Source organism: Aeromonas aquatica, from assembly GCF_000764655.1.
Taxonomy (GTDB): Bacteria; Pseudomonadota; Gammaproteobacteria; order Enterobacterales; family Aeromonadaceae; genus Aeromonas; species Aeromonas aquatica.
The window spans coordinates 23,821-49,782 of the sequence record NZ_JRGL01000092.1; the positions used below are offsets into that span (position 1 = coordinate 23,821).

The window sequence follows — 25,962 nt, forward strand, 5'->3', positions numbered from 1 at the left end:
GACCACTGTCTTTCGTTGGCCTAGAATGGCAGATCGTCGTCATAATCGATTGGTGGTTCGTTGCTGGCCGGCGCGGGGGCCGGATGTGGAATTGGCCTTGGCTGGCTGCTAGCTCCCTGCTGTTTCCCTCCTCCATTCCCTCCCAACATTTGCATCACACCGGTGAAGCTGTCTACGAGCACCTCGGTGGTGTAGCGCTCCTGTCCGCTCTGGTCCTGCCATTTGCGAGTCTGCAGTTTTCCCTCCACGTAGACCTGGGAGCCCTTCTTCAGGTGCTTCCCTGCCACTTCAGCCAGCACTCCCATGAACACCACACGGTGCCACTCAGTGCGCTCCCTATGCTCCCCTGTCTGCTTATCGCGCCAGGTGTCGGAGGTCGCCAAGGTGATGTTGGTGACAGCGTTTCCGCCGGGCATGTAGCGCACTTCCGGATCCTGGCCCAGGTTGCCGATCAGGATGACCTTGTTGATACCGCGGCTGGCCATCAGCGATGCTCCAAGGCTTGATAGAGCTGTTGGAACTTGGTGTTGACCTGCCTCCATTGGGGGTCCTTTGCCTGCTTGAGGCAGTGGATGCGGCGAGCCATCGCGAACTTGGCCTTCTCCTGCATGTTGGCGCTGGTGGCGTGGTGCTGCGCTTTCTTGTAGGAGAGGGCGGCATCATGGTGGTTGCCGGCATGCTCCTGCTGGATGGCCTGCTTGAGATCATCCCGATAATTGCGCTGGTAAAGTTTGATATGCATCGTGTCCTCCCGGACAGTCGTGGTTCGTTACACCCAAGCCAGAATGGCCGGGCATTCAATTCAGGGGTGATTCAATCTCCTGGTACTCCAGTTCGTTGAAGTTCAGATACTGAGCCGGAGCCCTGTCGATGGCGGCCAGCCGGATCTGTTGGTGGGTCATCGGGTGGTGCGCCTCGATGGTCCCGGTCAGGCGATCCGGTGCTGCCCCCATTTCGGTGGCCGCATTCAGGGTGTAGCTATAGCGGTGCATTGGCCTGCTCCTTTGGTGGTGTCGATCTGCCAGCGGTAGCCGCCGTGTTTTTCCTGCTGGCCAGCAAGGCAGCGGGTGATGCCGACCCTGACAAAGCCGCCCTTGGTCTCGGCATCCGTGACACTGTCGAACCGGACGACCTGATCCCCATTGATGCCGACCACCGGGGTCTTGCGCCACTGCGGCGGTTTGACTGCGTCAACGAAGAGGCGGCGGGTATGGCGCCCACGACCGTTATCCCCAACCATGCAGAAGTGTTCAATCCGGGTGGTGAAGCGGGACTCTCTGTGGATCTGGCCCATCACGATGCTGGCCTCACTGACAGTGAGGGAGAACTTGGCGGACACCTCTGCACTGATGGTGCCGCCGGTTCGGGCATGAATCCACTCGGCAATGTCCTGTACGATGCTCATACGCTTCTCGCCTCGATTTGCGCCAGTACCTGCTCGGCTTCCTCCCGCACACCCAGCTCATCGCCGTCGAACGTCTTGATGTAGGCGTGGATCCCATGCCAACGTGAGCTGAGAGAGGCCTCGCTCACCTTGGCTATGGCGTCCGGCGCCAAGTGGTGTTTTTGTCCTTTGGTATCGGTGACCGTGATCATGCTGCGGCCTCCTTACATCAGCGCCAACGCAATGATCGCGGCCATTGTGTTCAGCACCAGGATGGTGATCCCGGCGGCTTGCTGCTTGGTCATGCTGCCCTCCTGGCTTGCAGGTGCTTGTACGGATTGTTGGCTCTGGCAATGGCCGCCATCGGCGGCGGGCTGACGCTGTTGCCAACCATCAGCACCTGATCGGTGATGGAGAGCGGGGTGCCGTCGTGGCCGCGGTCATGGATGTAGTGGCGTGGCATGCCCTGACAGCCATAGAGCTCCTTCGGTACCAGCATGCGCAGGCCGATATCCACGATCACCCAGGTGTTGCCGCACCAGGTCACGGTTACCAGCGCCAGCCGGTCTTTGGTGGTGATGGTGTGCATCGGGTCGGTGACAGCACCCCACTGCCCGCCGCTCGAGTAGTAGCGCATCAGGAAGGCGCTGACCCGCAGGGCCCCGGCCTCTTGCTCCGGTGTCAGGCCAAACTCACCCGGGCTCGCTATCACGGTCTGTACCTGGGCGTGATGCTGGCCCGCTGAGACGATGGTGGGCAGCAAGCTATCCGGTGTGCTTGGCGGCAGGTTCTTACGCAGATGCACCATGAAGGCGGAGACCAGCTGTTGCTGGCTGCCGCTCGAAGTGATGACGCTGCATGGGTCAGTCACGGATCTGGCTGGCACGGTGTTGAATCCGCCGTTGGCCTGCACCATCAAGGGAGCCGCCAACATGGACTTGCCACCGCCGCCGGTCATGATGGCCGCAGCAGGTTCATCCACCCCGTGCTCGCCGCCTTTACCGAAGTGGCGCACCACCAGAGGGGCCAGACTCGGGTTGCAGACGGCAAACGCACCACCCTTGGGCCAGCCGGTGATGGTGCGCAGCGGGGCATCAATCGGATCGACACCTCGTCCTGACCAGTTGGCCAGCTCAATGATGAAGGGCTTGGGATTGGTCAGCACCTCGCGGATCACCCCGATCGCCACGCGCTCCAGGGTGGCATCGGCAAGCGGGCGTTTGACGTTGAGCCCCTGCGCCCGGGCTTCTTCCTTGGTGAGGAAAATGCTGGGGGTGGGGATCGACCAGTCGATGTGATCCGCCGTCACTCGGTACGGCTTGAGGTGGCTGCCTGGTGCCGGGGCCTTGCAATGAGTCGGGGCGGGCCAGCAAACGGGCTCCCCGTCCCGGCGGGCAACGAGGTAGAGGCGCTGGCGGCTGGTGGCCGCACCGTAATCGGCTGCATTCTTGACGGTATGGTCCAGCTCATAGCCCATGCGCTCGATGCTGGCCAGAAAGCGGCGCCAAGTCTGGCCCGCCCGCTTGGGATCCGGTACCAGATACTGCTGCTGGCGTGGCACCCGCTCCCCGGGTTCGGCGATATGCTGTTCGATCTTGGTCTTCTTGCCGTGCTGAACCTCGACCAGCTTGATCACCCGGCCGGTGGCCTTGTCCCGCTTGGCGACGAGGGGCCCCCAGGTGCGCATCTGCTTGACGTTTTCCATTGAGAGCACGGCAGGTTTGCCCAGGGCCAGCCACTTGGTGATCACCCAAGCCAGGCTGCGGATCTCCTGCTTGCGTGGCTGGCCGCCGGCTGCCTGGGAGTGGTGGGTGCAATCAGGGCTGGCATGCAGCCAACCGACCGAGCGCCCCGCCAGCACCGTAACCGGATCCACGGCCCAGATATCTTCCTGCAGGTGCAGGGCTTCCGGGTGGTTCGCCTGGTGCATGGAGAGCGCCTTGGGGTTGTGGTTGATGGCGATGTGCACCGGGCGCCCCAGCCCACGCTCTATCCCCGTGCTGGCGCCACCGCCGCCGGCGAACAGGTCCACGTTGATGGCCGACTTCAAATTGAGCGGGGCCCCGGTCACCTTGGCCCTGACGGCGCGGGAGCGGCGAAGTGATTTGCTCATGCCATCACCTCATTCACTCGGGTAATGGCGTTGATCATCACGCTCTTTTGCGTGACGGGGCTGAGGGTCGGCTCGTTATGCAGGGCGTTCAGCAAGGCGATGACGGCCTCCTGGCGGTGCAGGTCGAGCATGGTGAAGGCCTCTGTGAAGTTGTATCCCTCAACCTGCTTCAGAGTGGAGACAGTCTTGCGCAGCAGCACCTTGGCTTCCTCGTCTAGAGTGGTGTATTCGTCCATGAGCTGCTCGTCGCTGACCGAGATGGCGATCGCAACCTCCCGGGCGGTGTAGTGCTCCTTGGCGCCGTAGAGCACGGTCAGCACGGCGACAAAGCACGACCACTCGGCGCCGCCCAGATTGAGCTCGTCGTTCTGGTAGTCGAAGGCCCAGTCTTCCAGCGGCTTGCTGTTGGGGGCCTCGTCTTGCTGGAGGGTATCCGGTTCTGGATCAGACCCAGCCAACAGCTCGAGCTGCAGTTCGCTCTGCACTGGTTCGGCACTGGCCGGTGCGACACTCTGCGCCAGCAGTTCGGCTGCCTTGGTAGTGGCCAGCGCCAGCAGGTCGCCGGGGGCAGTAAGGTTGTCGATGATCCAGGCGGCCAGCTCGGCGGTCTTGGCCGGGGTCAGGATGTCGGCATCGTCGATCTGGTATATGACCCCCTTTACCGCAGGGTGGCGCTGCCAATGGGGTAGGGTGGGGGTGCGGCCATCCATGACAAAGCCGTGGTGGATCTGGCGACCCACCTGCAGATTGTCGGCGGCCAGCACTAGTCGATAGCAGATCTCGGACGGCGGCTCGCCTTCGGTAAACCAGTTGGTGAGGTAGTCGCGCACGGTCTGCTGGTCTGCATCGCTGAGCATCGCGACCTCATCGACATATCTTGCCAGATAGAAACCCGGCTCGGCGTATTCAGGGTGATGGCAGTTATGTATGGAGCTGGCAGGCTGCTGTGTGTGGAGCTCGGTGCTATGTGTGGAGCTCGCTGCAGCCTGGGCATGCTCTGACTCGATGACTGTCAGCCTGTCCAACTTCCAGCCACACTCGGCGGCGGCGCTGATGGCCTCGGCACAGGATCCACAACCGCCGATCCCGCCAATCTCTTCACCGCCGACCAGATGGCTCACAGACCATTGCCCTGACTGGGTTTTGGCTACGATGATCTCCCGATATGGTTCGGCGCTTGGCAACAGCTCCTGCGCAACCATATCCCCGGCGTCAATGACCCGCTTGGCCGCCAGGGTTAGCTCCACCGCCTGGCGGTGGATCATGTTGAGAATGATCTGGCCGGTGGTGATAAGGTCGTCACGGCGCAGTCGTGCCTCGGGGCGGCGTTCCCCCTGCCAGCTTGCATCGAAGATCACCACGGCAGAGGCAAAGCCGGAAGCGCTGGGTTTGTCTTTCTTCGAGTCGCGAGGCACGTACCAGCTCGGCACCTCAAAGCCAATGCGTCCGCTGATGAACTGGATGAAGTCGGCATCTTCCGGCCACCAGGTTTCGCTGGTGGCGGCCTTGATGAGCAGCATGATCTTGGCGCCAAGCGCCCGCTGCTCGCGGCAATAGTTGAGAATGGCCTCCATACCGGTGATGGGGTTGCCGTCTCCATCCACGCAGGGGCGGGAGTAGGGCGGGTTGGCGTAGGCTGCGCCACCCAGGCGGCGCAGGTCTGCGGCCAGCTCCTGGGTGAGGGCATTGTCTTCGGCGTCGTAGTAGTTCGGCACGAGGGCGTTGCAGTCGTCGGCGAACATGTCGAGCACCACCGGCCCCAAGGTGGGTGCGAACTGGTGGAACAGACCCCAGGCCAGTGCCTTGGGGGTCTGCCATTGGTCGCCTATCTGCTTTAGCTCGTGGTCAGGCTGGATCTGTAGCTCGGCCAGCGCTTGGGCGTAGTGGTTCATCGTTGCCTCTTCGTTGAGATATGACCCGCTCCCCGGATCAGGGCTTGGCCTTCTTTGCAACCCTGGCTACTGAACGGGCCGCCTTGAGGCACTCATCGAACACCTTCCCCTTGGCGAAGCTGGGGGTCCGGTCGAAATAGAAGGTGGCTTCTTTCACCCCCAGCGAGACCGCATGAGGGGGGAATTCCTCCATCTCCAGCGTTGCCTTGATGTGCTTGGCAATGAACTCGCGTGGGTGCATGGCGGCCTCCGTTCTTTCTGAAACAGGTCTCATCAGCTACTCATCACACAAGCGACAGGCGATAGGAGGCCGTGACCCGCTGTTGGGCCGCTATCGCTTGTGGGATAAGGGCCCCGTTGCCGGGGCCAGGAGAGAGCAGTAACCACATGCGTTGCACCTGTGGTGGTGGCTTGAGCACTTCACAGTGAGTCAGCCGTTCTTGCTGTCGGTACCGGTGCGTCCTCACGGACAGACCTACCATTCGAAATAGTCGCCTCTCGGCGAGGGCCTGGACGGCGCTTCACAGCGTGACTAGGCATCCGCTTAACCCTGCGGTGGGTTGGTTGCCGGTTACCCTATCCGGCGTCAGTGCTGAGGCCTTTCGACTTACCCAACTGACGGGTTTGCTGTGGTGGCCGGGTCTGACACCGGCCGAGGTCTAGGGGGCATCCCTACGAATGCCGGTTGGCGCAAAGACCTTCCCATTCACCACAACTCAGTTGACCCTGGTCGCCGGTTCGCTCGTCCGTGGGCGCGTAGCCTCGTAAGTCCCCTGCAAAGCCAACTGAGTTGTGTCCCGGCCTTTCACCGGGTGGGTGGCTGGGGAGTCAGACCCGCCACTCGCTTCGTTCGCTATCACTTCAACTGTGCTGTCTTTCCAGCTGCCAGCCGGTCACTGATTTGAATTTCCGTTCACCTTGGTCGGCACGCATTCCAGCCTTGCCAAGGGAGCGCGGGGAGGTGAATCAGCCCGGTTGCCGGTGTTATGTCCCCAAGCGGTTTGTTGCCACCGCTGCCAGTGTTGTGCTGGCCCTCCGGCTGGGGTCGTCTTTCGCACTGAATTTGATTGCTAACTTTTGGTTAGCATATATCAGGTTTGTTTTCGGTCAATACCCGAAAGTTAGTTTTTCAGGTTTTTTTTCATTCAGGCTCATTTGGTGCAAAACTGGGGCGTGCTGAAGGGAGGGATTCCGAGTGAGCATTTTGATGGAGTGTCGAGCGTGTCATGCGCTGATCGAGGAAGGTGAGAGCCTGTGCCCGCAATGCGGGTCCACGCTGCTTGGCGGGGTAGGTGCCGACCTGGCCCACCAGTTGGCGGTGAAGCAACAGCAAGAGGCGTTCGTGGCCACGTACCATACCTGGTCTGATGGGGGCTGGGAGGGGGTGGGGATAGACATGATCCGCAACCGGCTGGCGGTGCGCTATTTCGATGGGCGTATCCGTGCCCGCAAGATCATCCAGGGCACGCAGGTGATCGGGGTCAAGATCAGGGAGACGGCCGGTGCCACGCACACCAAGACGCAGGGCGGCAGTCAGCTCGGCCGGGCGCTGGTGGGCGGTGTGTTGATGGGCGGTGTCGGCGCATTGCTGGGCGGGCTGAGCGCCAAGCAAACCAGCACGGGGACCGTTTCGTTGGTGCAGGTGTTGATCACCACCAAGGAGCCCGATTATCAACTGCTGAGCATCACCCTGCTGGCCGGGGAGTATCGGGCGGATTCGGCTGCAGTGGCGCAGGCCAGGCGGTCAGCAGAGGTGTGGGCAGCGCGGGTCGAGGGGTTGATCCATCAGTGCGCCGCTCAGGCGGTGAGGCCTGAGCACGGCAGCAGTGTGGCAGATGAGCTGGGCAAGCTGGTGTGGCTGCGTGAGCACGGGGAGATCACCATGCAGGAGTTCGACCTGCTCAAGCGGCAGTTGCTTGCAAATCGCGATGCAGATTCATAACCCGATTGCGGATTGGCGTTACTCGACCATCACCGAGCAGACCAGTACGGCGCAGATCTGCACGTCTTCATTGACCGGCAGCAGGGGGTATTGCGGGTTGAGGGGCTTTAACCACCAGGTACCGGAATCCATCACCAGCTCTTTGAAGGTCATGTCGCTGCCATAGCGGGCGATCACCTTCTTCCCCGGAGCGGGTTCCACTTCAGGATCCACGATGATGATAGTGCCGTCAGGGTATGACTTGCCCCCCATGGGCGCGACCATGGAGTCGCCCTTCACCCGCACGGCATAGGCCCGGGTGCTGACGCGTACTGGGCTGATGGTGACCTCTTCAGCCTCTTCCAGACTTGGTATATCGCCGCAATCTTTGAACTCCCCAGCACTGACCCAGGAGATCAAGGGCACCTGGTAGACAGGGAACGGCTGCGGCTCGACATTACCGTCACCCGCATCGGTGCCTGTCAGCAACCACTGCACGCTCTTGCCGGTGATGCGCGAGAGTTCTCCCAGCCGTTTGACCTCTGGCAGCCCTTCGCCTTTCAGCCATTTCCCTACCGAGACCTCAGACAGGTCTTCCCGCAACGTGCGTTTCAGCCGAGCTATCCGGCCTCTGACGGGCCAGCCCATTTCATCGAGAGCGGCATTGAGTCGCTCCGAGAATGCCATCTTGTCGGCTTCATAACGCGCCATTGGTGTCTGTTTCTCATCCATTTCCTAACGTCCAGTTATTGTTTGTCAATTTGACCCAACTTTAACCTATTGCGATCTTTGCTAACCAAGAGTTATGATTCTGTGTGTGTTAAACGCCAGAGGACGCCATGCATACCCTGTTAACTCGATTCGGTACCAAGAGTGCCATCGCGGCTGCACTCGGCATCACCCCGGAGGGCGTCAGCAACGCCTTCAGGCGTGGCAAGGTGCCAAGCACCTGGGTGGCCAAGCTCAAGCAGCAAGGTTTGAGCCAATCTGAACTCGCTGAATTGCCTCTGACCGACGAAGGGCGGGCGATTGTATCAGCATTCACCGAGCAATTATAACCAACCGTTAGGGATCACTATGACAGAGCAACGGAATGACACCACGGCAAAAGTCAGGGCGGTTTTCCGGTCATCGGACGTGATGGCTGCGGCTTATGGCATTGGCCACCGGTTCAACGCCAGTGAGCTGGCGCGACTGATGGGGCGCAAGCCGGCTGAGTTTTGCAAGAAGCTCAACCCGGATTGCGACGACCGCCATCTCACCCTGGCCGAGGCGGTCGCCGTCACCGAGATCACCGGTGACAACGCCATCCTCGACGCCTGGGCGGTCAGTCGGGGCAAGGTGCTGGTGGACTTGCCGATCGGTGTCGTGAGCGATGACGACCTGGTTGAGCAGGTGCTGCTGGCTCAGGCGGTGTTCGGCAAGCTGATGCAGGCCATTCACGATGCTCGGGCGGACGGGTTTATCGACAGGATTGAACAGGGGCAAATCGAGCGCATCGGCACCCAGGCCGCCGAGCATGTGATGGCACTGATCAGCAGCACCGGTGCCAATGTGCGACAGCTGCCGACGACATCCAGCAAGTAGAAAAGAGCGGCCCCGCACTGCGCTAACAGTCGGGGCCATGGTTCAAACATCGCAAGAGGATGTGAACATGAAAGATCTTATCCAACTGGGAGCTGTCCGGCAAGCAATGCCGAGGTTGCAGTTCGTCAATGGGTACCGGCTGGTGGTGATGGGACTGGCGTTACCCATCAGCGCTGAACAGGCCAGGATGGTGTTTGCCCAACTGAAACACATGGGAGGTCACCATGGGTGAAGTTGTGAGGCTTTTGGCCCAGGTAGCCGCCCCGGCCCGAAAGAAGGTGTGCAACATGAGTGACAACCGTCGCAGCGGCTATGTGGTGTGCTGGCGCTCGTTGCTGCAAGCAGAGTGGGCCCGCAATGCCACCAAGCTAGCGGCCTGGATGCGGTTGATCGGCATGGCAGCCTATGAGGCTGGCCCGGTGCACTACAAGGGGCGTGACTGGCATCTGCTGCGGGGCCAGTTGGTGATCAGCGCCACCGAGCTGGGTATGCAGCTTCGTGATGAGCGGGGCCGTGGGCTCGACAAGAAGGGAACCGAGCGCATGCTGGCCTGGTTTGCCAAGGAGGGGATGATTGAGCTGCGTGGCACCCCCTGGGGAACCATCATCGAGATCTGCAACTACGACGATTATCAGGCTGCCGTGCAGCCGGTCACAAATAATTGCGAATCGTTCGCAACAGAGCAGTTTGAGGGCGCGACAAATGGGGCACCCATAGGGGTGCCGACCGGGGTGCTGAGTGTCCCGCCCAACCCCTTGTCTGACGCGGCTTTGAATGGTGGTGATGGGGCGCCCACTGTCCCGCCCATCGGGGCCCCGACCGTCGCGACAACAGAACAAGAAGTAAAAGAAAAGGAAACTACAGAGGATCTTAAACAGATCTCTTGTCCGGTTTCTGACGAAACCGAACGAGACCGGAAGGGCACGGCCTCGCTGGCCGTCAGCGTGGATGCCAAGGCCGTGTTGGCACACTTCAACGCGGTAGCCGATCGCCGTTATCAGGCCAAGCCCACCGCCCTGCAGAACATCAACGCCCGTCTGGCAGACGGCTACTCGGTTGCAGACCTGCAGCTCGTGGTGGACTTCAAGACCGCGCACTGGGCGGCGGACCTCAAGATGAGCGAGTACCTGCGCCCGATGACGGTATTCGCCCCGCAGAAGTTTGACGGGTATCTGGCCGCGGCTAAGCGATGGGATGCCATCGGCCGCCCGCGCTGCGTGAACGGGGAGTGGGAGGGCTTCGAGCGCAAGCGCCCCTTGTCCAATCTGGCGCAGGCCCAGCAGCAGGCCCAGGCCATCATGGCCGCAACGGGAGGGGTCGGCTATGACCGCAACACACCTCTGTAAATCAGCTGCTCTGCCTGCCGTGCCTGAAGTCATGCAGCTGAGTGTAAACATGTCGGTATTTCTGGCCGATGAGCTGCTGCCGCTGATGGCCGGTCTCTGGCCTGCCAGTGCCAACCAGCTCGACAGCAACGTTCGCGGGGTTGCGATGGCGTGGGGTCTTCAGTTGAGCGGGCTGACCCCTGACCAAATCACCGAAGCGGTGCTGGAGCTGGCAGGCGATACCAGCCGTCAGTTTGCCCCGCGCCCGGCCGAGGTCAAAGCCGCCATCTTGCAGCGTAATCCGGTACCGAAGTGTGCCCCGGCTGGTCGCCAGATCTCCATCCGTGCCTGCGAGATGCAGGCGGAGGCCCGGGTCTATGTGCGTGACCGCCAGGTGACCGATGAAGCGGTGCAGGCCGAGTTGCAGCAACTGCTGGCCGAGCTGCGCAGTGAGGGTGTGACGATCACGGGGAGGATTCGGTGATGGCTGGTCAATTCAACGCGAACGTCGAGCGCGATGTGCGTGAGGCTCAGTTCTGCCGGGTGGTCATCTATCCGCCGGTGCGGGGCTGGGTGGGGGAGCGGGTGCACCTGGAGGTGTCGAACTCTCTGGAAACCCTGGGCCAAACCGATGCCTCCACCGGCGCCGGGTATTACCTGGTGTGGGATGGGGCCGAGGAGGCACGGGCAGAGGCTGCGCGGATCCGGGGCAAAGCGGTGGAGCTGGTGAGGGTCGGGGCATGATGCACTACTATGCCCAGCACACCCCGACCCGGGATTGGCAAGCGCCGCTGCTGGGCATCGAGGAGCTGGTGAAAGCGCAGGAGGCCGGTATCTGTGTGTCGATAGGGGTGTGGGTGATCCACGATATCGGGTTTGGTGCCTGGAGCACCGAGATAGGAGAGATCGTCGGGACTGCCATGAACAAGGCAGCCCATCAAGCCACCACCGGGAGGGGGAGGAAGGGATGAACATAGACATGCTGTTTGGGGTGTTGATCGTCGGCTGGGCGCTGCTGCTGGCCGTGTTGCTGGTGCTGATATGGGTAGCGCTGCGGGCTTGGCGGGAAGAGGTGCAAGAGGACGAGGCGGAGTTACTGGACGAGCCGCGGCTGGTGTCAGCCTGCCGTGAGCTCTCCGAGCTGGCCGCGAAGACCAAGGAGGCCAGCCATGGCTAAGGCGTTCTTCGTGCTGATGTACCTCTTCGTGGCGCTGTTTGTGTTGGCGATGGTGCCCTATGAGGGGGGCATGGGCTGGCAGATGCTGCAGGCGCCGGTGGTGTGGGTGATCCTGGCGGGCTGGGTGCTGGTGATGTTCCCGCGTCCTGTCGTGCGCCTGTTGCTGGCACCGCTACGGGCCATCCTGTTGCTGATGGTGTGGCTGGGCACGCTGCTGCTGGCGATCACCAAGCTGATGCTGGTGGCGCTCAACCGTGTGAATCGCGATCTGGCCGGGGAGGCCCATCATGACCGTTAAACCGAAGGAATTGAATGAACGTGGCTTAATCGATCTGGCGGGGGTGAAGGTGTATGTGGCGGGGCCCATGACTGGCCTGCCGCAGTTCAACCGGCCCGCATTCTTCGCTGCCGAGGCCTACCTGCAAGGGCAAGGGGCCTGGGTGATGAACCCTGCCGTGCTGCCGGATGGCTGGGAGCATGACGCCTATATGCGGATCGCCATCCCCATGTTGATGGAGTGCGAGGCGGTGGCGTTTCTGCCCGGCTGGCAGCAGAGCAAAGTGGCACGGCAGGAGTTTACTCGGGCGCACGCCTTCGGCCTGGTGCTGCTGCAGTTGGACGTCGAGGAGATCCCCCTGGGGTTGCTGGTCAGGCAGCATCTGCCGTTGATGGTGTAGGTCATATCCCGCAGTGAGAACCTAACAAACGGTGATTGATGGCTGTATAAATACACAGTATCTTTTGGGGCTATACCAAGGACATGACAATCGGGAGAGTGACATGCAGGTGATGAGTTTCGACAGTATGGAGTTTGGCAAGGTGCGCCTGATTGATGAAGCCGGGCGCGTGCTGTTCTGTGCCGTCGATGTGTGCAAGGCGCTGGGCTACAGCAATCCGCGGGATGCGGTGAAGCGCCATGTGGATGAAGGGGATGTCGTGAAACGCGACACCCCAACGACCAGCGGGGTGCAGGAGGTCAGCTTCCTGTGTGAGAGCGGGGTCTATGCCTTGATCTTCGGCAGCAAGCTGCCCGCGGCAAAGGGGTTCAAGCAGTGGGTCACCGGTGAGGTGCTGCCCAGCATTCGCAAGACCGGGCAGTACGCGATCGGCCATTTCCCAACCATCAACGTTGAGGCAGTGCAGGTCGAACTGCTGTTCGTCGAGACGGCGGCCAGGATGCTGAACGTGAGCAACTCCGGCAAGCTGGGCATGCTGCAGACCATCCAGCGCCAGCATGGCCTGCCGAATCTTCTGCCCTCTTACGCCATCGATGCGCCGAGCGATGCCACCGATGGCAGTTCGCGGCCGACCTTCTCGGCCACCGAGGGGTTGAAGCAGCACGGCGTGAGCATGGGGGTGCGCTACTTCAACGCCCTGCTCGAGTCGAACGGGTTGCTGACCAAGATGCGCCGCCCCTCCACCAAGTCACCGGATAAGCAGAAAGAATTCTGGGCGATCACGCCCAAGGGGCTGCTGTTCGGCAAGAACATCGTGGATCCGCGCTGCCAGCGCGAGACCCAGCCGCACTGGTATCAAAGCCGCTTCGCCGAGTTGCTCGCCAAGGTCGGGCTGGGGAAAGTGGCGGCATGAATACCATATATGGTGCTTTGTAGATAATTCTGATCTACATATTGTGTTGGTTGTTTATTGAGCGTATCGTCATCTTTGACATAAACACAAATGGAGGTGATCTATGTCAGGTAAAAATCAACATGTTGTACCAAGAGGTGATCAGTGGGCAGTTCGAGGTGCAGGGAATTCGAAAGATACCTCTCACCACGGAACTCAACAAGAAGCGTTTGAGGCTGCTCGTGATATTGCTCGGAATCAGCGCAGTGAAGTTCTTGTTCACAATGAGAAAGGGCAAATCCGTGAGAAAAACTCTTACGGAAACGACCCCTATCCTCCTAAGGGCTAATAAATTTGGGGACGTAAGTCCCCTTTGTTTTGTGCTTGGAAACTGATTCTAAGTAGAGTTTTTATGTCGTTCATTGGTTGAGTCGTCCATTGCCAAACCGCCAGCGGAGTATCAGGAATATTTTCGCGATCGGCTGAACTATTACCGTGAGGTAAAGGGGTCACATGAGCAAGTTTACTAGCCGCAGTGCGGCCAGATCACACCATTTACAGCAGCAGGCCAGCAACCCGGCCGGGGCTGCCATCAATGCCAGCGCCGAGCTGTTCCGTTCCATCGACACCGCCTGCCCGGGCCTGACCGCCGCTGAGGCTGCCCGCCGGATCATTGCCTCTGAGTCCCTCGCCGTGCGCCGCACCGCCAGCTATCAGCTATTGACCCGCCTGGGCCCGCTGCTCGACAAGCTGGAGATGGTGGAGAAGCTGGGATGATGCCGACCCATCCGGTCTTTGTGCCAGAGATAGGGATGGTGCTGCTGAAGGTGGGGGAGGGTCTGGCTGCGCTGCGCACCTCCCTTGCCAACCGCCCGGCGGTACTGGTTCCTGCCCCAGATGGTGGCGACCTGCTGACCCAGTTCCCGGAGCTGGTCAGTGCCCTGCTCAACCCTTCCATCGTCAACGCTGCCGGCGGCGAGCTGGCCTTGCGCAGCGTGGGCCAGTGCCTGATCGGCCATGGCTGCATCGGGGAATCGGTCACTACCGAGATGGGGGGCCTACCGCTCCCCCTGTGCTGGCACCATGACAACGCATACCGGGATGGCCAGTTGCCGTTCAACCCGGCGGAGCACGCAGCGGCGATCGCCCGGGCACTGCTGACCCGGGTGGCTGGCTGGTGTGGGGTTGCCCTTACCCAGTTGCAAGCACGGGATCTCTGCTGGTGGGCCAGCGTTTACAAGGTGCAGCAGCATCTGCCGATCGCCGTGGTGCGCCACGCCTGTCGCTTGCCGCCGCTGGAACCTGAGCGGGTGCTGGTGCCAGGGCGCGGCTATCGGGAGACCGATGCCCGCTATCGGGTGAATCGCACCGAACTTCTGGAGCAGGATCCGCTGGCCGAGCTGCGCGGCCGGCTGCGTATCAAGCCAGCGGTGAAGGCCATCGACCCGGAGCCGCCGATGCTGCATATCCCACGCCCCAAGATGCGGCGCTGGGAGTCAGCCAACTATCTGGCGTTCGTCCGCCAGTTGCCGTGCGTGGTGACCGGGGAGACCGAGGGCATCGAGGCGCACCACGTGGTGGGGCACGGGCTCAGTGTGATGGGCAGCAAGACCCATGACCTGATGACCTTTCCGCTCTGCCACCAGGTACACATGGAATTGCACAACAAGGGCTGGCAGCAGTGGGAGCAGACCCACGGCAGCCAGCTGGATCACGTCGTGATGACGTTGAACAAGGCCGCCGGCCTGGGAGTGTTTGGATGACGCCATATCTTGGGAGAGTAGTGAAGGCGAGGGCCCGCCCGCAGCCGATACCGGGCACCATGAACAAGACCGAGGAGGCCTATGCCGGCCATCTGCGTCAACTGATGCTGGCGGGCGAGGTGCTGCACTACGAGTTTGAACCGCTCAAGCTGCGGCTAGCCGACAAGACCTTCTACACCCCGGATTTTATGGTGGTGCGCCGGGATGGCCTGATTGAACTGCACGAGGTGAAGGGGTTCTGGGAGGATGACGCCAGGGTAAAGATCAAGGTGGCAGCCAAGCACCACTGGATGTTCACCTTCGTTGGGGTTCAGCGCAAGGGCGCTCACTGGTCACTGGAGGCATTCTGATGCGACTCGAATACGCGCTTACTATCGGTGCTCCCCGTTCGGCAATGCTCCAGGCTATCCAGTCACGCTCCACAGGTCCTTCTCATCTGACCCAGGCGGATGTGCTGGGGGCGCTGGGGTTGGTGCAAAAATATGAAGGGGTGGGGTTGGCGCTGATGATGGCTCGTTACACCAAGGATAAGGCCTCCCACCACAAGGCGGTGATTGGGGTGATGGCCGAGTGCAGCAAGCTGGCGCCCACGCATGTGGGGGCCATCAAGACACGTGGCCAAGGGATGGCCCTGAAGGCGATCGCCGTCCTGGTGGTGCAGCACTATTGCCGCACGGTGGACACGCCCGGGGCGGCCTGCCACCCGCAGTTCTGTCATGGGCGCGGGGTGATCCGCGATCTGGAGCTGAGCCGCCTGCACGGCAAGGCCGTCGACAAGGTATGCCTGCGCTGTGGCGGTACCGGGCTGCGCCCCATCCCCGGCACTCAGGTGCGCCGTGCTATCGAACCCTTGCTTGGGACGCTTAGCCGCGGGGAATGGGAGCGGCAGTGGTACCCGCTCTATCAAGGGGTGCTGGCCTGGTGCCATGTGCAGGAGAGCGAGGTGGCGGTGTTCTACAGGAAGGTGACGAAGTAGCACAGACACCGGCAGTGCTGGGGGAGGCCTCCACTGCCATTTGAGCCTCTGCCAATATATCAATTAAGACGTTATCGATTGGCAAAAGCGGTCTGGTTGTTCCTGATGAGGGCTCCGACGATATCAGCAGATGGATTGAAATGTATTTAACAGTAGTTTCTATGCATCTCTGATCGGCATTCAATATCGGAAGCTCACTAAAACTCCTTGGGCTCCGTCTTCCAACAAGCCGGGATATATGGCTAACTTTTGCTCATAGGGGCTGGTGAAAGCATAACTAAAGCCAGTGGCAATCACTGCGCTGGCGATGACATCACGCCAATAATGATTATCCGATGTTACCCTCGACCAGCCCACTGCACCCGCCGCAATATATGCTGGAAGTCCATAACTCCATCCATAACGCATTTGCAAGTAACTGGCACCACTGAATGCTAATGCCGTGTGTCCAGAGGGGAAACTATGGGGGGAACCATTTGGACGAGTAGCATCAACGCTAAATTTTAATATTTCAACCGTTGCGGTGGTGGAGAGCACGCCAAATCCTAGCTCTTTCATCCCCTCGTAGTCACCTTTATACCAGGAGATACCTGTTGCAATAGCGGGGATGGCAAATTGTGCAATGTCGCCATAAGTTTCAAACGTACTGGCTGCGTGTGTGGAACCGACATGACTTACCATCATGGCGACGTATATCAATGTCCTTTTCATAGAAAGCTCCCTTTTATTATTTTTATTGATCAAGCCCCTCGGTCGATATCAGGAAGTGATGTGGCATGGGGGTGATCATTAATAATGAATTTGATTTTTATGGATATTATTCAATGGTGGTGCTTGGGTGCATCAGATGCTGCACTTGCCATTTCGAATAAATTTTTTGGATGAATCAACCAATGCTCCCAGGTGTTGCAAGGTACTGCGTCCAATCAGTACGGGATATTTCTTGTTGCTACGGTTGGCGAGTGTGAATTCTTCCTTCTTCAGGGAATGGCCGCCGATGCAGATATCCATTAAGACAACCACTCTGTGAACCTCACCACCTGCACCGCTGATCTTCACTTTGCGTATAACGGGCAGGTCATATGGAACTGACTTAGGTTTATCTGAATTTCCACCTTCTATGTCAATGTTAAATCTAACCCATTGTGTATTGTCTTTTTCATACAGCTCGATGCCATTAGCATCAACAGAGGATGATTTCGCTCCGGTATCGAACTTCATTTCTAGCGGGGTTGAATTAGGCAAAATGATACCGTGTTCGACCCAACCGTAGATAGCTTGTATGTTATCCGCCGCTGATAATGATGCAGCCATTAGCAGCAGAGCTGAAAGTATTAGTTTTGACATGTGCGTCTACCCCCTAATTAATTTTGACTATAGGGCGTGTTTATTAAGGAACGCTTAAGGTGATTCATAAAAATAACATGCATGTATTTGAAGTGTTAAAGAGGAGGCTGCGACAATCATGTCGGCAATAGGAGGGGGTAGCAGCTTAATGGGGGCCAGTAGTATCCGCTTGACAGGCTTCCAACGAAGCCTATGATGGCGACTCATCGAGGTCTTTTTTAGAGTGTTCCAGCGGTTGTCCTGATTGAGCCTTGGCTTAATTCTTCCTTAAGGTTACCTGAATAGAATCACGATATGTCCGGTTATTGATGTAAAAGCGCTTGTCTTTACGGAAAAAGATGGCGATTCCGGGCGCCAAAAACTGAGCTCCTATGCAGGGCTGCCATTTCAATATTGCTTTTGGAGTAAACGGATGCGTCCCACATTGGATGTGATGAAGGTTAACCTGTTGTTGGTATTGCTGTTTGCACTTGTATTCAACGGTACTATCTTCTTGCATTTCTACACGATTTTGCATGCGCTTGAGCATGTCAAGGTGGGCTTTGCTCTCTCGATTCCGTTTGTGTTGCTGGCCGCGCTTAATGCCGTGTTTCTGCCGTTCACCTTTCGCTATCTGCTCAAACCTTTTTTCTGTCTGTTAATCTTGTCAGGCTCTATCGTCAGCTACGCAATGATGAGATATGGCGTCATCTTCGATGCTGGCATGATGCAGAACATCTTCGAGACCAATCATAGTGAGGCGAGTTCCTACCTCAATTTCTCCGTGGTGACCTGGTTCCTGTTGACCGGCTTGCTACCAACGCTGTGTCTGTTGTGGGTAAAGATCGAATATCCGCGCCCTTGGTACAAGGGATTGGGCATGCGGCTTGGCGGGATCGCCATGTCTCTGTTGTTTCTGATGGGAGTTGCCGCACTCTATTATCAGGACTACGCCTCTGTCGGGCGTAACAACAACGTTCTCTCCAAGGAAATCGTGCCAGCCAACTATGTGAGTGGCCTCTTCAAATACGTCAAGAGGAACCTGTTCACGACACCGACTCCCTATTTGCAACTCGGTACCGATGCCCATGTGGTTAGCATGAGTGACAAGCCGACTCTGATGTTCCTGGTGCTGGGTGAGACGGCACGTAGCAAGAACTATTCTCTCAACGGTTACGAGAAGCCGACTAACTATTTCACTGCGCAAGAGCAGGGGCTGGTCTCTTTCAAAGACGTCCGCGCTTGTGGCACCGCCACTGCGGTTTCCGTGCCTTGCATGTTCTCCAACATGACCCGACGAGACTATGATGAAACCTTGGCCAAGTCGCGGGATGGGGTGCTGGATGTGCTGCAACATGCCGGGGTGTCCGTGCTGTGGAAGGATAACAATAGTGGTTGCAAGGGGGCTTGTAAGAATGTGCCCACCATCGTAATCGAACCCAAGCAATTCCCTGCTCTTTGTGACGGGGACACATGCTACGACGAGGTGCTGTTACAGGGGTTGGATCAGCAGATCGCCGACATGAAGAGCAAGCAGGGCGACAAGCTGGTAGCGTTTCACCTGATAGGTAGCCATGGGCCCACCTACTATCGCCGCTACCCCACCACCGATCGCTTCTTTGTTCCGGACTGCCAGCGTAGTGATATCGAGAACTGCAGCAACGCGGAGCTGGTCAACACTTACGACAACACCATCCGTTACACTGACAAGGTGCTGTCCCAGCTCATTGCCAAACTCAAGACGCTCGAGAGCCAGTACAACGTGGGGCTGGTCTATCTGTCGGATCATGGCGAATCACTCGGCGCTCTGGGGCTCTATCTGCACGGCACCCCCTACAAGTTTGCACCGGATGATCAAACCAAGGTGCCACTGCTGACCTGGTTCTCTCCCCAGTTTCAGGCAGATCGCCAGCTGAACATGGATTGTCTGCAGCAGGAGGCGGGCAGCAAGCGCTTCTCTCACGATAACTTGTTCCACTCCATGCTTGGCATTATGGATGTGCAGACCAAGGTCTATGAGGGGGGGCTGGATCTGTTCAAACCCTGCCGCGCCCAGAGTGTGCAGAACACCACCACACAAGCATCCATAGCGCCGTGACACAACTATCACAAAGAGTTTTGGTACTGCTGGCAGTTGAGGTCTATCGCTGACAGCAGTAACCACTGACTGAGTATGAAGGGGGGGCATCCTATTTTGCTGTCTGAATTGACCCCCCATCAGAAACGGTAGCTGGTCATCAGTCCCGCATAGTGCTCCTCGGGTAACAGGACGGGCGCCAGGATCCAGCGATCGGTGATAAAGGCGCCTATCGCGGCCCCCAGCGCATTGGACCCTGCATCAAGGGCAGAGAAGTCCCCCTTTCCCGTTGCGCGTTCAATTAACTCCCCGGCTACCCCAATGCCGGTTGAGATGCCAAACCCGATCCATCCCCGATGTGCCGAATAGCCATAGTAATTGGACAAGGCGGTGAACCCCGCCCCCATTGCGGCCCCCCCAATAGCGTGGCTCAGTTCGCTGTTGAAGCTGTCATTCGCCTGCGCCCCTGTGCTCAACAGGAACAATATGACGCCGGTATGTATCGCTTTCATCATGCTCTCCATGCACTGCTCTAGTGTCGCCTGTTTTCGTCCACAGCGTCCTAATCCAGTGTAAGCCAGGCACGGCATTGATTCCCGAATCCTGATGGACTAGGCGGACCTCATTGAGTGCTCGGTGTGATCTTATCACCCTATATCAATCGTTCCTCGGATAGCGGGGACGTAACTCATTTCACACCCATTAGAACTTCCGCACATTCCGCAATTATTCCCTGTTATCAGCAAGATATGATTTTCATCTGGGGCCTTAATCCTCTCTTAAGGAATATCCCCCACTCTGTGATGAAGGGCTATTTGTCTAACCGTAGGATCAGGTGAACTATGTATACCAACACCAATAATCCAGCCAACAAGGTACCCGAGATCACATTGATTTTTTGGTTGATAAAGATGATGTCGACGACCGTGGGGGAAACAGCGGCCGATTATCTGATCTTCAACCTGCATCTGGGGCTAACGACGACATCCGTATTGATGGGGGGCATGCTGATCGCCACTTTGCTGATACAACTGACGTCAGCGCACTACGTTCCCTGGAAGTACTGGTTGGCGGTGGTGCTGGTAAGCATTTTTGGCACTCTTGTGACAGATAATTTGACCGACCAAATGGGAGTGCCATTGGCACTTTCAACCAGCGTTTTTACGGTGGTGCTATTGATCACCTTCGGCATCTGGTATGCACAGGAAAAAACATTGTCTATCCGCGCCATTGATAGCCGTAAACGCGAGCTTTTTTACTGGGCAGCCATCCTTGTTACCTTTGCCCTGGGGACTGCGGCGGGGGATTGGGTCTCTGAGGGGATGGATATCGGCTATATGAATACCACTGTGCTATTTGGCTCCTTGATTGCCGCCACGGCGTTCGCCCATTACCGGTTAAAAATGAACACTGTGCTGTCATTTTGGATCGTCTATGTTTTGACTCGCCCATTAGGCGCCTCCATCGGAGACTGGTTATCACAATCCGAAAAACATGGCGGCCTTGGCTTCGGCGTTACCAGCACCAGCCTCGTATTCTTTGTGTGCATCTTCCTACTGGTCGCTTACCAATCCGTACCGACACGGCAGCGGCAATAATGGATCTGGACAGGCAAAGAGAGGCCTGCCCATGTCTGCTTGGACTATCGCCTTACCACCGGTAGTTCCCCAAGATCGGTGGTATAGCGGGGGCTGAGTTGCTCCCGTTTCATCGTCAATTCCCTGGGGTCTCTCCCTCTTGCTGCAAAGTAGACTTTCCCCAGCCGCCCCTGGTTAATCTTGTCGATCACCTGCATCAGTGCCTCGCTGCGGGGATCCTGCTGCGGGTCAGCGAAAAGATCTCCCTGGTGCATGCTGACCGGGGTGAAATCGGCCAGCATGACGCCCCCCTTCATATAGCGGACATCATCCCGCCAGATCCGGCGCAGCAGCGGTTCAACCAGTGCCAGCAGGTCACGGGTATCTGAGGTGGGGGTCTGCAACCGGGTCGATATCTGGTTGCCGTAGTAGGTCTCCCGCTCCGATAAGGGGCTGCTCCTTATAAAGAGGGTGACGTGGCGGCACCGTTGCCCCTCGGCCCGCAGCTTCTCGGCAGCCCGCTCCATGTAGCCGGCCAGTGCCTCCCGCATGGGGACAAAGTCGGTGATGCGCTCGCCGAAGCTCCGGCTGCAGATGATCTGCTGCTTGGCCTGGACCAATTGCTCCAGCTCGGCACAGGGGATCCCCCGCAGCTCCTGCACGGTGCGCTCGACGACGACGCCATACTGACGGCGCAGGCTCTTGGGGTCGGCCACTACCAGGTCAGCCACAGTGTTGATGCCCTGGGCCGTCAGTTTGGCTGTCAGTTTGCGCCCGATCCCCCAGACTTCCTCAACCGGGGTGATGGCCATCAGCTTGGCGCGGCGCCCCTCATCACGCAGATCCACCACACCGCCGGTGGCCGGCCACTTCTTGGCGGCGTAGTTCGCCAGCTTGGCGAGAGTCTTGGTGGGCCCGATGCCGACTCCGACGGTGAGACCGGTCCATTGCTGCACTCGCTCGCGAACTTGGCGGCCATAGGCCATCAGGTCGCCAGCCCAGAACTCCCCGAGCTCGATGAACGCTTCATCGATACTGTAGACCTCCACCGCCGGCGCCATGCTCTCCAGGGTCGTCATCACCCGGTTCGACATGTCGCCGTAGAGGGCGTAGTTGGAGCTGAACCAGATGCCTCCCTGCTCCTCGTAGAGCTCGCGGATCTGGAAGTAGGGCACCGCCATCTTGATCCCCAGTGCTTTGGCCTCTGGGCTGCGAGACACAACGCAGCCATCGTTGTTGGAGAGCACCACGATGGGCCGCCCCTTCAGATCAGGCCGAAACAGGCGTTCGCAGGAGGCGTAGAAGTTGTTCACATCGACCAGGGCAATGGCGGTGGGCATGGTTTACCCCTGCTTGGTCTTGTGGAGCACGAAGGTGACGACCCCGAATATCTCCAGCTCCTGCCCTTCTTGCGGATAAATAGGAGGAAAATCGGGGTTGGCCGGGAGTAGGGCGGGCCGTGGCGTTTCCTGCAGTTCCTTGACGGTGAACTCGCCATCCAGGCAGGCCAGCACAATGGCGCCATGGCGGGCCTCTACCGCCCTGTCGACAACCAGCAGGTCGCCGTCATGGATCCCCTTCCTGACCATGCTGTGTCCACTGGCGCGCACGTAGAATGTGGCGGCCGGATGCTCGATGCAGATCTGGTTCAGGTCGATGGTCTGCTCCACATAGTCTTGGGCCGGGCTGGGGAAGCCACAGGCGACAGGCGAAAGGAACAGCGGCAGCTCAAGGCTGTCGGGTGATGGATGCGTGATAGCAAGCATGGTTCTGGCTCTTACTGTGTTTTTATACAGTATAGCAAGGGCCTTTGCTGTCCGCATCAGGTGCCAGTTGGGATGTACTTCAGTTGACTCTGGCGCCAGCTCTGCCAATTAAAATCATTTTAGCGGCTAAAATGTCGTGGTGAGACATTTTATAATTTCAGCACGAACTATGTCGCAGCAGGACAATTATTAATAACTTTCGTTTGCCTATATGGATAAACCATATGAATGATTTTCTTTGGTCGGCTTTTGGTCGCATAGAGCACACAAGATGTGTTTGTTAATGCTTTTCTTGGAATCAATATTTTATCGGGCAGTCAATTGTTTATATCCATGTGGGAACATCCTAACAATCAATATTGAAATTCTGATGATGGACAACCGTCAATGATTATTTGATTCTGTGATTATATAATCATGAGGGGAGCACAAAAGTAGATACGTCGACAATATCAGGCCGCATGCGGGCTCAGTCGCCATCCGTTACCATGGAGGGGTTCGAGAGGGTCCGTCATTGTCCGGCACCGCCACTCATCAAGATTGCAATCTTGATGTAAAACGCGGTCTGCGTTGGTGTTGTGCAAGCGAGCTGTAGTGATACGACAAAGATTTGGTTCTTGTCTTGGTCTGGGGTTCACCGATGTGAGAGCGGCTAAATAGTAATAATGACAATATGAAATTAAAAATATTGGCTTCAACTAAAAATAAATAAACTATCGTTTGCTTATAATCGTCAATGTCGTAGCAAGACATTGCTCCATATTTCACATATGGCATTTTTAATATGAGTCAACTCTAGTTGACTGCTTTCTAAACTATAATTTACAGAATGTAGCGAAATCCACGTTTCGTGAGACCGAGAGTGGTTTGTAGCATCTGAACAGATTTTCTAGGCTGAACCTTGAAAACCTGTCTTTTATCAAATTGTCATTGACAGACAGAATTACAGGTCTGTAAATTATCCCCACTGGCAGCCCATGCCAAATAACTCATGCACTTAATTTTCATCCGAGCAGATAATGCCGGAGGCTCGCTATTATGTTAATGACTGAATATCCGCTCCGTTATTGGCAGGGGAAAGGGGTTTTCACAGCTGAAGTTAATGGGGATGAGCTTATGGAGTTCAAGGTATCCCAGCTCCTCGGGACTGGGAACTCTGTGCTCAAGATGGTGATCCAGGCTCATGAGCGGGCAGGTTGCGATATGGGGGCATGCTGGGCGGAGCTGGCGGCACTGCAACAAATTGCGTGTATGAGTGGTTTTAGTGAGGTGCTTATATCTACAGCAGGGATTGGCCCTAGGAGGGAAAGTGGATCTGGAACGGGTTTGGGTAGTTGGCGTTTTGATGGTGACACTGGTCGTTGGGTGCGTCGTTTTGCTGTTCGGTGACAGCTATATTTCGCGAAAGCAGGCTGAGCTGTGTGTGCAAGGATGGGTTGGCAGCTTACCAAGCTGGGAGGCTGAGCAGTGCGCAGTATTGTTTACTAAACCTGGAGTATATGTGAAGCGGACGAGCAGTGGCGACGTTCTCCTTGGTAGCTTCCAGATTAGCCGTTATGACCTGAGCATGATCCATAAGGCTGTGATGGATAGTGCGCCAGAAAGTATGACTAGCGTGGCGCCATTCGATGTGTGGTGGAGTAACTTGCCAACGGGTGGCCGTTGACAGTCAAAAGCAATTTTGTGTAGAGTGAAAGCCAATGATGGAGGACTGCACCCGAAAGGGTTCAGTCCTTTTTTATTTCCCTTTCCAAACCTCGGCCTTGCCGGGGTTTTTCGTTTCTGGGGGATTCATGAACCAAGGACATGAGCAGCTCGCTACCACAGTGGTCGGTGAAACTGCGAAATCAGCCCCTCCTGTCGCAGTGGTGAGTATGTCGTGGGCTGGTGTCTCGCTGAACGATTGGGTGCTGATCGCGACGCTAGTATGGCTTTCAGTGCAAATCGGCTGGTTTATCTGGTCGAACATCATCAAGCCACGCGCCAAGCAGGTGGGGTAGGCATGACAAAAGTGCGAATTGCCATAGCGGCGCTCACTCTCAGTGCTGCGGGCTTTGTGGGGCTCCTGAATCGGGAGGGGTTTGAGCCGATGGCTTACCCCGATCCGGTACACGGTACCAAGCTCCCCACTATCGGCTTTGGAAGCACCGAAGGGGTCAAGATGGGGGACACCATCACTCCCGTCGCCGCGGTGAACCGGAGCCTTCGGGAGGTACGGGTATTCGAGGATTCCCTCAAGGCCTGCATCAAGGTGCCACTCCACCAGTATGAGTTCGACGCCTATGTCGAGCTCTCCCACAACATTGGCCCCGGTGCCTTCTGTCGCTCCACCATCGTGAAGCGCCTGAACTCTGGCGACTACTCCGGGGCCTGTGAGGCGATCCTGCTGTTCAAGCGATCCGGTAATCAGGACTGTTCAGCGCCAGGGAACCGGGTATGCCCGGGGCTCTGGAAAGACCGGCTGCGCCTCAATACTAAGTGCAAGGGGGCATGATGGGAGTGACTCCACAGAGTAAGGCTGTGCCATTTCTGGCCGGCGCCTTGGTGATAGCCGCCCTGGCCGGCGGTGGGGTGGCGCTCTATCGATCTGGTCATGCTGCTGGGGAGGAGGGGGAGCGCAAGACCTGGCAGGTGAAGTGGAATGAAGAGGCTACCAGCCTCGCTACTGCCAGGACCAAGGCAGAGCTGGAGGCTCGGAAGGAAGAACAGCGCCGTCAGGCAAAAATCGATGAGGTGAGAGACCATGCACAAGAACAAATCGCCCAAGCACAAGCTGATGCTGTTGCTGCTGGCCTTGAGTCTGGTCGGTTGCGTGAGCAAGCCCGCCGCCTGGCAGCCAGAGCAAGTCAGTGCACCAGCGGTTCCGGCGCTTCCCAGGGAGGCCCGGCAGCCGGGCAACCTGCCATGGTGCTCGCCGACCTGCTCGGCAGGGCTGACGAAAGAGCGGGTGAGCTGGCAGCAGCGTATGACCGAGCTCGAGCATCCGGTCTGGCCTGCGAAAGAGCCTACGACTCCTTGATTACCCGGCAGTAACCGAATCGCCGCACCGGGTCACTCTACCATCTGGCGGGTCGTCCCGCGTTAATGTGTGCCGGTGCGGCACCAACCAGGTAGCAGCCATGCCTCCACGAGTTCCCAAGGTGTGCAGAGATCGTACCTGCCATCAGTTGACTATCGAGCGGCATGGCTACTGCCCAGCCCACATACATCTGCTCGATGGGTGGAAGAAGGTCGCCAAGGTCAGCGCCGATGATCGCGGCTATGACTGGGCGTGGCGCAAGCGGCGCAAGCGGATCCTGGTGAGGGATAGCTACCTGTGCCAGGTGTGCCTTGCTCTTGGCATTGTGACGCCAGCGACTCAAGTCGATCACATCGTCAACAAGGCCGCTGACGGCACCGATGATGACGATAACTTGCAGAGCATCTGCGACCCTTGCCACGCCACCAAGACGCGGGCAGAGGCGCTGGCAGCCCGCCGGGCGGGGCTGGGGAGGGGGTAGGGGGGATCA

Annotated in this window: 37 protein-coding genes; 23 read left to right on the top strand and 14 right to left on the bottom strand. The window is 58.1% G+C overall.

Going from position 1 to position 25,962, the window contains the following annotated elements; genetic code table 11:
• Window positions 1-20 precede the first annotated feature (20 nt).
• From ssb to LG30_RS0109940, 8 genes are all read right to left on the bottom strand, one after another.
• Complete coding sequence (gene ssb / locus LG30_RS0109905; protein WP_033130545.1) at window positions 21-485, bottom strand: single-stranded DNA-binding protein; 465 nt, start codon at window positions 483-485, stop codon at window positions 21-23.
• Window positions 485-742 carry a hypothetical protein gene (locus tag LG30_RS0109910; RefSeq protein WP_033130546.1) on the bottom strand — a complete coding sequence of 86 codons (258 nt, stop codon included), beginning with the start codon at window positions 740-742 and terminating at the stop codon, window positions 485-487. The genes ssb and LG30_RS0109910 overlap by 1 nt, the downstream gene beginning before the upstream one ends.
• 55 nt (window positions 743-797) lie before the next feature.
• Window positions 798-992, bottom strand: a complete 195-nt coding sequence (locus LG30_RS0109915) for a hypothetical protein (protein ID WP_033130547.1) — start codon at window positions 990-992, stop codon at window positions 798-800.
• Window positions 968-1,405, bottom strand: coding sequence for a hypothetical protein (locus LG30_RS0109920; protein WP_033130548.1), 438 nt, complete (start codon window positions 1,403-1,405; stop codon window positions 968-970). Before LG30_RS0109920 ends, LG30_RS0109915 begins: the two co-directional genes overlap by 25 nt.
• On the bottom strand, window positions 1,402-1,596 hold the full coding sequence (locus tag LG30_RS0109925) for a hypothetical protein (RefSeq protein ID WP_033130549.1): 195 nt from the start codon (window positions 1,594-1,596) through the stop codon (window positions 1,402-1,404). The genes LG30_RS0109920 and LG30_RS0109925 overlap by 4 nt, the downstream gene beginning before the upstream one ends.
• A gap of 89 nt (window positions 1,597-1,685) precedes the next feature.
• Window positions 1,686-3,497, bottom strand: coding sequence for a DNA cytosine methyltransferase (locus tag LG30_RS0109930; protein WP_081966133.1), 1,812 nt, complete (start codon window positions 3,495-3,497; stop codon window positions 1,686-1,688).
• Window positions 3,494-5,389 (bottom strand): phage N-6-adenine-methyltransferase, encoded by a 1,896-nt coding sequence (locus LG30_RS22725; protein ID WP_238566413.1) that lies wholly within the window; start codon window positions 5,387-5,389, stop codon window positions 3,494-3,496. The genes LG30_RS0109930 and LG30_RS22725 overlap by 4 nt, the downstream gene beginning before the upstream one ends.
• 37 nt (window positions 5,390-5,426) lie before the next feature.
• The gene (locus tag LG30_RS0109940) at window positions 5,427-5,630 is read right to left on the bottom strand and encodes a hypothetical protein (protein WP_033130550.1); all 204 of its coding nucleotides are present in this window, start codon (window positions 5,628-5,630) and stop codon (window positions 5,427-5,429) included.
• A 966-nt stretch (window positions 5,631-6,596) separates the two neighbouring features.
• On the opposite strand from LG30_RS0109940, the gene LG30_RS22520 reads away from it, so the two are divergent.
• Entirely contained in the window at window positions 6,597-7,331 is a 735-nt protein-coding gene (locus LG30_RS22520) for a hypothetical protein (protein WP_193354263.1), read from the top strand.
• Between the two features lie 18 nt (window positions 7,332-7,349).
• Here the strand turns inward: LG30_RS22520 and LG30_RS0109950 are convergent, their stop codons facing one another.
• Complete coding sequence (locus LG30_RS0109950) at window positions 7,350-8,042, bottom strand: LexA family protein (RefSeq protein WP_081966135.1); 693 nt, start codon at window positions 8,040-8,042, stop codon at window positions 7,350-7,352.
• 107 nt (window positions 8,043-8,149) lie between these two features.
• Here LG30_RS0109950 and LG30_RS0109955 point away from each other — a divergent pair, with 107 nt between their 5' ends.
• The 16 genes from LG30_RS0109955 (at window position 8,150) to LG30_RS0110035 (ending at window position 15,707) form a co-directional block, all read left to right on the top strand.
• Window positions 8,150-8,368 carry a hypothetical protein gene (locus LG30_RS0109955; RefSeq protein ID WP_033130551.1) on the top strand — a complete coding sequence of 73 codons (219 nt, stop codon included), beginning with the start codon at window positions 8,150-8,152 and terminating at the stop codon, window positions 8,366-8,368.
• Between the two features lie 82 nt (window positions 8,369-8,450).
• Window positions 8,451-8,897, top strand: coding sequence for a phage regulatory CII family protein (locus tag LG30_RS0109960; protein WP_238566414.1), 447 nt, complete (start codon window positions 8,451-8,453; stop codon window positions 8,895-8,897).
• Between the two features lie 67 nt (window positions 8,898-8,964).
• Window positions 8,965-9,129 carry a hypothetical protein gene (locus LG30_RS22375; RefSeq protein ID WP_156139742.1) on the top strand — a complete coding sequence of 55 codons (165 nt, stop codon included), beginning with the start codon at window positions 8,965-8,967 and terminating at the stop codon, window positions 9,127-9,129.
• A gap of 55 nt (window positions 9,130-9,184) precedes the next feature.
• Window positions 9,185-10,243, top strand: coding sequence for a conserved phage C-terminal domain-containing protein (locus tag LG30_RS0109970; protein ID WP_238566415.1), 1,059 nt, complete (start codon window positions 9,185-9,187; stop codon window positions 10,241-10,243).
• 49 nt (window positions 10,244-10,292) lie between these two features.
• A complete protein-coding gene (locus LG30_RS0109975; protein WP_231557436.1) occupies window positions 10,293-10,706 on the top strand; it encodes a hypothetical protein in 414 nt (137 codons plus the stop codon).
• Entirely contained in the window at window positions 10,706-10,966 is a 261-nt protein-coding gene (locus tag LG30_RS0109980) for a hypothetical protein (protein WP_033130555.1), read from the top strand. Before LG30_RS0109975 ends, LG30_RS0109980 begins: the two co-directional genes overlap by 1 nt.
• Window positions 10,963-11,193 (top strand): hypothetical protein, encoded by a 231-nt coding sequence (locus LG30_RS0109985; RefSeq protein WP_238566416.1) that lies wholly within the window; start codon window positions 10,963-10,965, stop codon window positions 11,191-11,193. Before LG30_RS0109980 ends, LG30_RS0109985 begins: the two co-directional genes overlap by 4 nt.
• Window positions 11,190-11,399 (top strand): hypothetical protein, encoded by a 210-nt coding sequence (locus LG30_RS0109990; RefSeq protein ID WP_033130556.1) that lies wholly within the window; start codon window positions 11,190-11,192, stop codon window positions 11,397-11,399. The genes LG30_RS0109985 and LG30_RS0109990 overlap by 4 nt, the downstream gene beginning before the upstream one ends.
• Window positions 11,392-11,697, top strand: coding sequence for a hypothetical protein (locus LG30_RS0109995; RefSeq protein WP_033130557.1), 306 nt, complete (start codon window positions 11,392-11,394; stop codon window positions 11,695-11,697). The genes LG30_RS0109990 and LG30_RS0109995 overlap by 8 nt, the downstream gene beginning before the upstream one ends.
• The gene (locus LG30_RS0110000) at window positions 11,687-12,076 is read left to right on the top strand and encodes a DUF4406 domain-containing protein (protein WP_052100969.1); all 390 of its coding nucleotides are present in this window, start codon (window positions 11,687-11,689) and stop codon (window positions 12,074-12,076) included. The genes LG30_RS0109995 and LG30_RS0110000 overlap by 11 nt, the downstream gene beginning before the upstream one ends.
• Before the next feature lie 103 nt (window positions 12,077-12,179).
• Complete coding sequence (locus LG30_RS21155; RefSeq protein ID WP_052100971.1) at window positions 12,180-12,989, top strand: BRO-N domain-containing protein; 810 nt, start codon at window positions 12,180-12,182, stop codon at window positions 12,987-12,989.
• 103 nt (window positions 12,990-13,092) lie between these two features.
• Window positions 13,093-13,317, top strand: a complete 225-nt coding sequence (locus LG30_RS0110015) for a DUF2188 domain-containing protein (protein ID WP_081966137.1) — start codon at window positions 13,093-13,095, stop codon at window positions 13,315-13,317.
• A gap of 164 nt (window positions 13,318-13,481) precedes the next feature.
• Complete coding sequence (locus tag LG30_RS0110020) at window positions 13,482-13,745, top strand: hypothetical protein (RefSeq protein ID WP_033130559.1); 264 nt, start codon at window positions 13,482-13,484, stop codon at window positions 13,743-13,745.
• Window positions 13,742-14,731 (top strand): DUF968 domain-containing protein, encoded by a 990-nt coding sequence (locus tag LG30_RS0110025; protein ID WP_033130560.1) that lies wholly within the window; start codon window positions 13,742-13,744, stop codon window positions 14,729-14,731. The genes LG30_RS0110020 and LG30_RS0110025 overlap by 4 nt, the downstream gene beginning before the upstream one ends.
• A complete protein-coding gene (locus LG30_RS0110030) occupies window positions 14,728-15,081 on the top strand; it encodes a DUF1064 domain-containing protein (protein WP_033130561.1) in 354 nt (117 codons plus the stop codon). Before LG30_RS0110025 ends, LG30_RS0110030 begins: the two co-directional genes overlap by 4 nt.
• The gene (locus LG30_RS0110035; protein ID WP_152599180.1) at window positions 15,081-15,707 is read left to right on the top strand and encodes an antitermination protein Q; all 627 of its coding nucleotides are present in this window, start codon (window positions 15,081-15,083) and stop codon (window positions 15,705-15,707) included. The genes LG30_RS0110030 and LG30_RS0110035 overlap by 1 nt, the downstream gene beginning before the upstream one ends.
• Before the next feature lie 180 nt (window positions 15,708-15,887).
• Here the strand turns inward: LG30_RS0110035 and LG30_RS21560 are convergent, their stop codons facing one another.
• A complete protein-coding gene (locus tag LG30_RS21560; protein ID WP_081966138.1) occupies window positions 15,888-16,418 on the bottom strand; it encodes a phosphatase PAP2 family protein in 531 nt (176 codons plus the stop codon).
• Between the two features lie 132 nt (window positions 16,419-16,550).
• Complete coding sequence (locus LG30_RS21565) at window positions 16,551-17,054, bottom strand: ATP-dependent zinc protease family protein (RefSeq protein WP_081966139.1); 504 nt, start codon at window positions 17,052-17,054, stop codon at window positions 16,551-16,553.
• 412 nt (window positions 17,055-17,466) lie between these two features.
• Between LG30_RS21565 and LG30_RS0110040 the strand changes: the two genes are divergently transcribed.
• Window positions 17,467-19,131: a phosphoethanolamine transferase gene (locus LG30_RS0110040; protein ID WP_033130562.1), complete on the top strand. Its 1,665-nt coding sequence runs from the start codon at window positions 17,467-17,469 to the stop codon at window positions 19,129-19,131.
• Between the two features lie 119 nt (window positions 19,132-19,250).
• On the opposite strand, the gene LG30_RS0110045 is transcribed toward LG30_RS0110040, so the two are convergent.
• Window positions 19,251-19,625 carry a hypothetical protein gene (locus LG30_RS0110045; protein WP_238566417.1) on the bottom strand — a complete coding sequence of 125 codons (375 nt, stop codon included), beginning with the start codon at window positions 19,623-19,625 and terminating at the stop codon, window positions 19,251-19,253.
• Between the two features lie 327 nt (window positions 19,626-19,952).
• On the opposite strand from LG30_RS0110045, the gene LG30_RS0110050 reads away from it, so the two are divergent.
• Window positions 19,953-20,708 carry a COG4705 family protein gene (locus LG30_RS0110050; RefSeq protein WP_033130563.1) on the top strand — a complete coding sequence of 252 codons (756 nt, stop codon included), beginning with the start codon at window positions 19,953-19,955 and terminating at the stop codon, window positions 20,706-20,708.
• 44 nt (window positions 20,709-20,752) lie between these two features.
• Here LG30_RS0110050 and umuC read toward each other — a convergent pair whose 3' ends face one another.
• Complete coding sequence (umuC, locus tag LG30_RS0110055) at window positions 20,753-22,027, bottom strand: translesion error-prone DNA polymerase V subunit UmuC (RefSeq protein WP_033130564.1); 1,275 nt, start codon at window positions 22,025-22,027, stop codon at window positions 20,753-20,755.
• A 3-nt stretch (window positions 22,028-22,030) separates the two neighbouring features.
• Window positions 22,031-22,453: a translesion error-prone DNA polymerase V autoproteolytic subunit gene (gene umuD, locus LG30_RS0110060; RefSeq protein WP_033130657.1), complete on the bottom strand. Its 423-nt coding sequence runs from the start codon at window positions 22,451-22,453 to the stop codon at window positions 22,031-22,033.
• Between the two features lie 1,793 nt (window positions 22,454-24,246).
• On the opposite strand from umuD, the gene LG30_RS0110070 reads away from it, so the two are divergent.
• The 4 genes from LG30_RS0110070 to LG30_RS0110085 all read left to right on the top strand — a co-directional run bounded on the left by LG30_RS0110070 (window position 24,247) and on the right by LG30_RS0110085 (window position 25,953).
• Window positions 24,247-24,453, top strand: a complete 207-nt coding sequence (locus LG30_RS0110070; RefSeq protein ID WP_052100983.1) for a hypothetical protein — start codon at window positions 24,247-24,249, stop codon at window positions 24,451-24,453.
• A gap of 2 nt (window positions 24,454-24,455) precedes the next feature.
• Window positions 24,456-24,947: a lysozyme gene (locus LG30_RS0110075; RefSeq protein ID WP_033130567.1), complete on the top strand. Its 492-nt coding sequence runs from the start codon at window positions 24,456-24,458 to the stop codon at window positions 24,945-24,947.
• Window positions 24,947-25,486: a DUF2514 domain-containing protein gene (locus tag LG30_RS0110080; RefSeq protein ID WP_033130568.1), complete on the top strand. Its 540-nt coding sequence runs from the start codon at window positions 24,947-24,949 to the stop codon at window positions 25,484-25,486. Before LG30_RS0110075 ends, LG30_RS0110080 begins: the two co-directional genes overlap by 1 nt.
• A gap of 107 nt (window positions 25,487-25,593) precedes the next feature.
• Window positions 25,594-25,953 (top strand): HNH endonuclease, encoded by a 360-nt coding sequence (locus tag LG30_RS0110085; protein ID WP_238566418.1) that lies wholly within the window; start codon window positions 25,594-25,596, stop codon window positions 25,951-25,953.
• Window positions 25,954-25,962 lie beyond the last annotated feature (9 nt).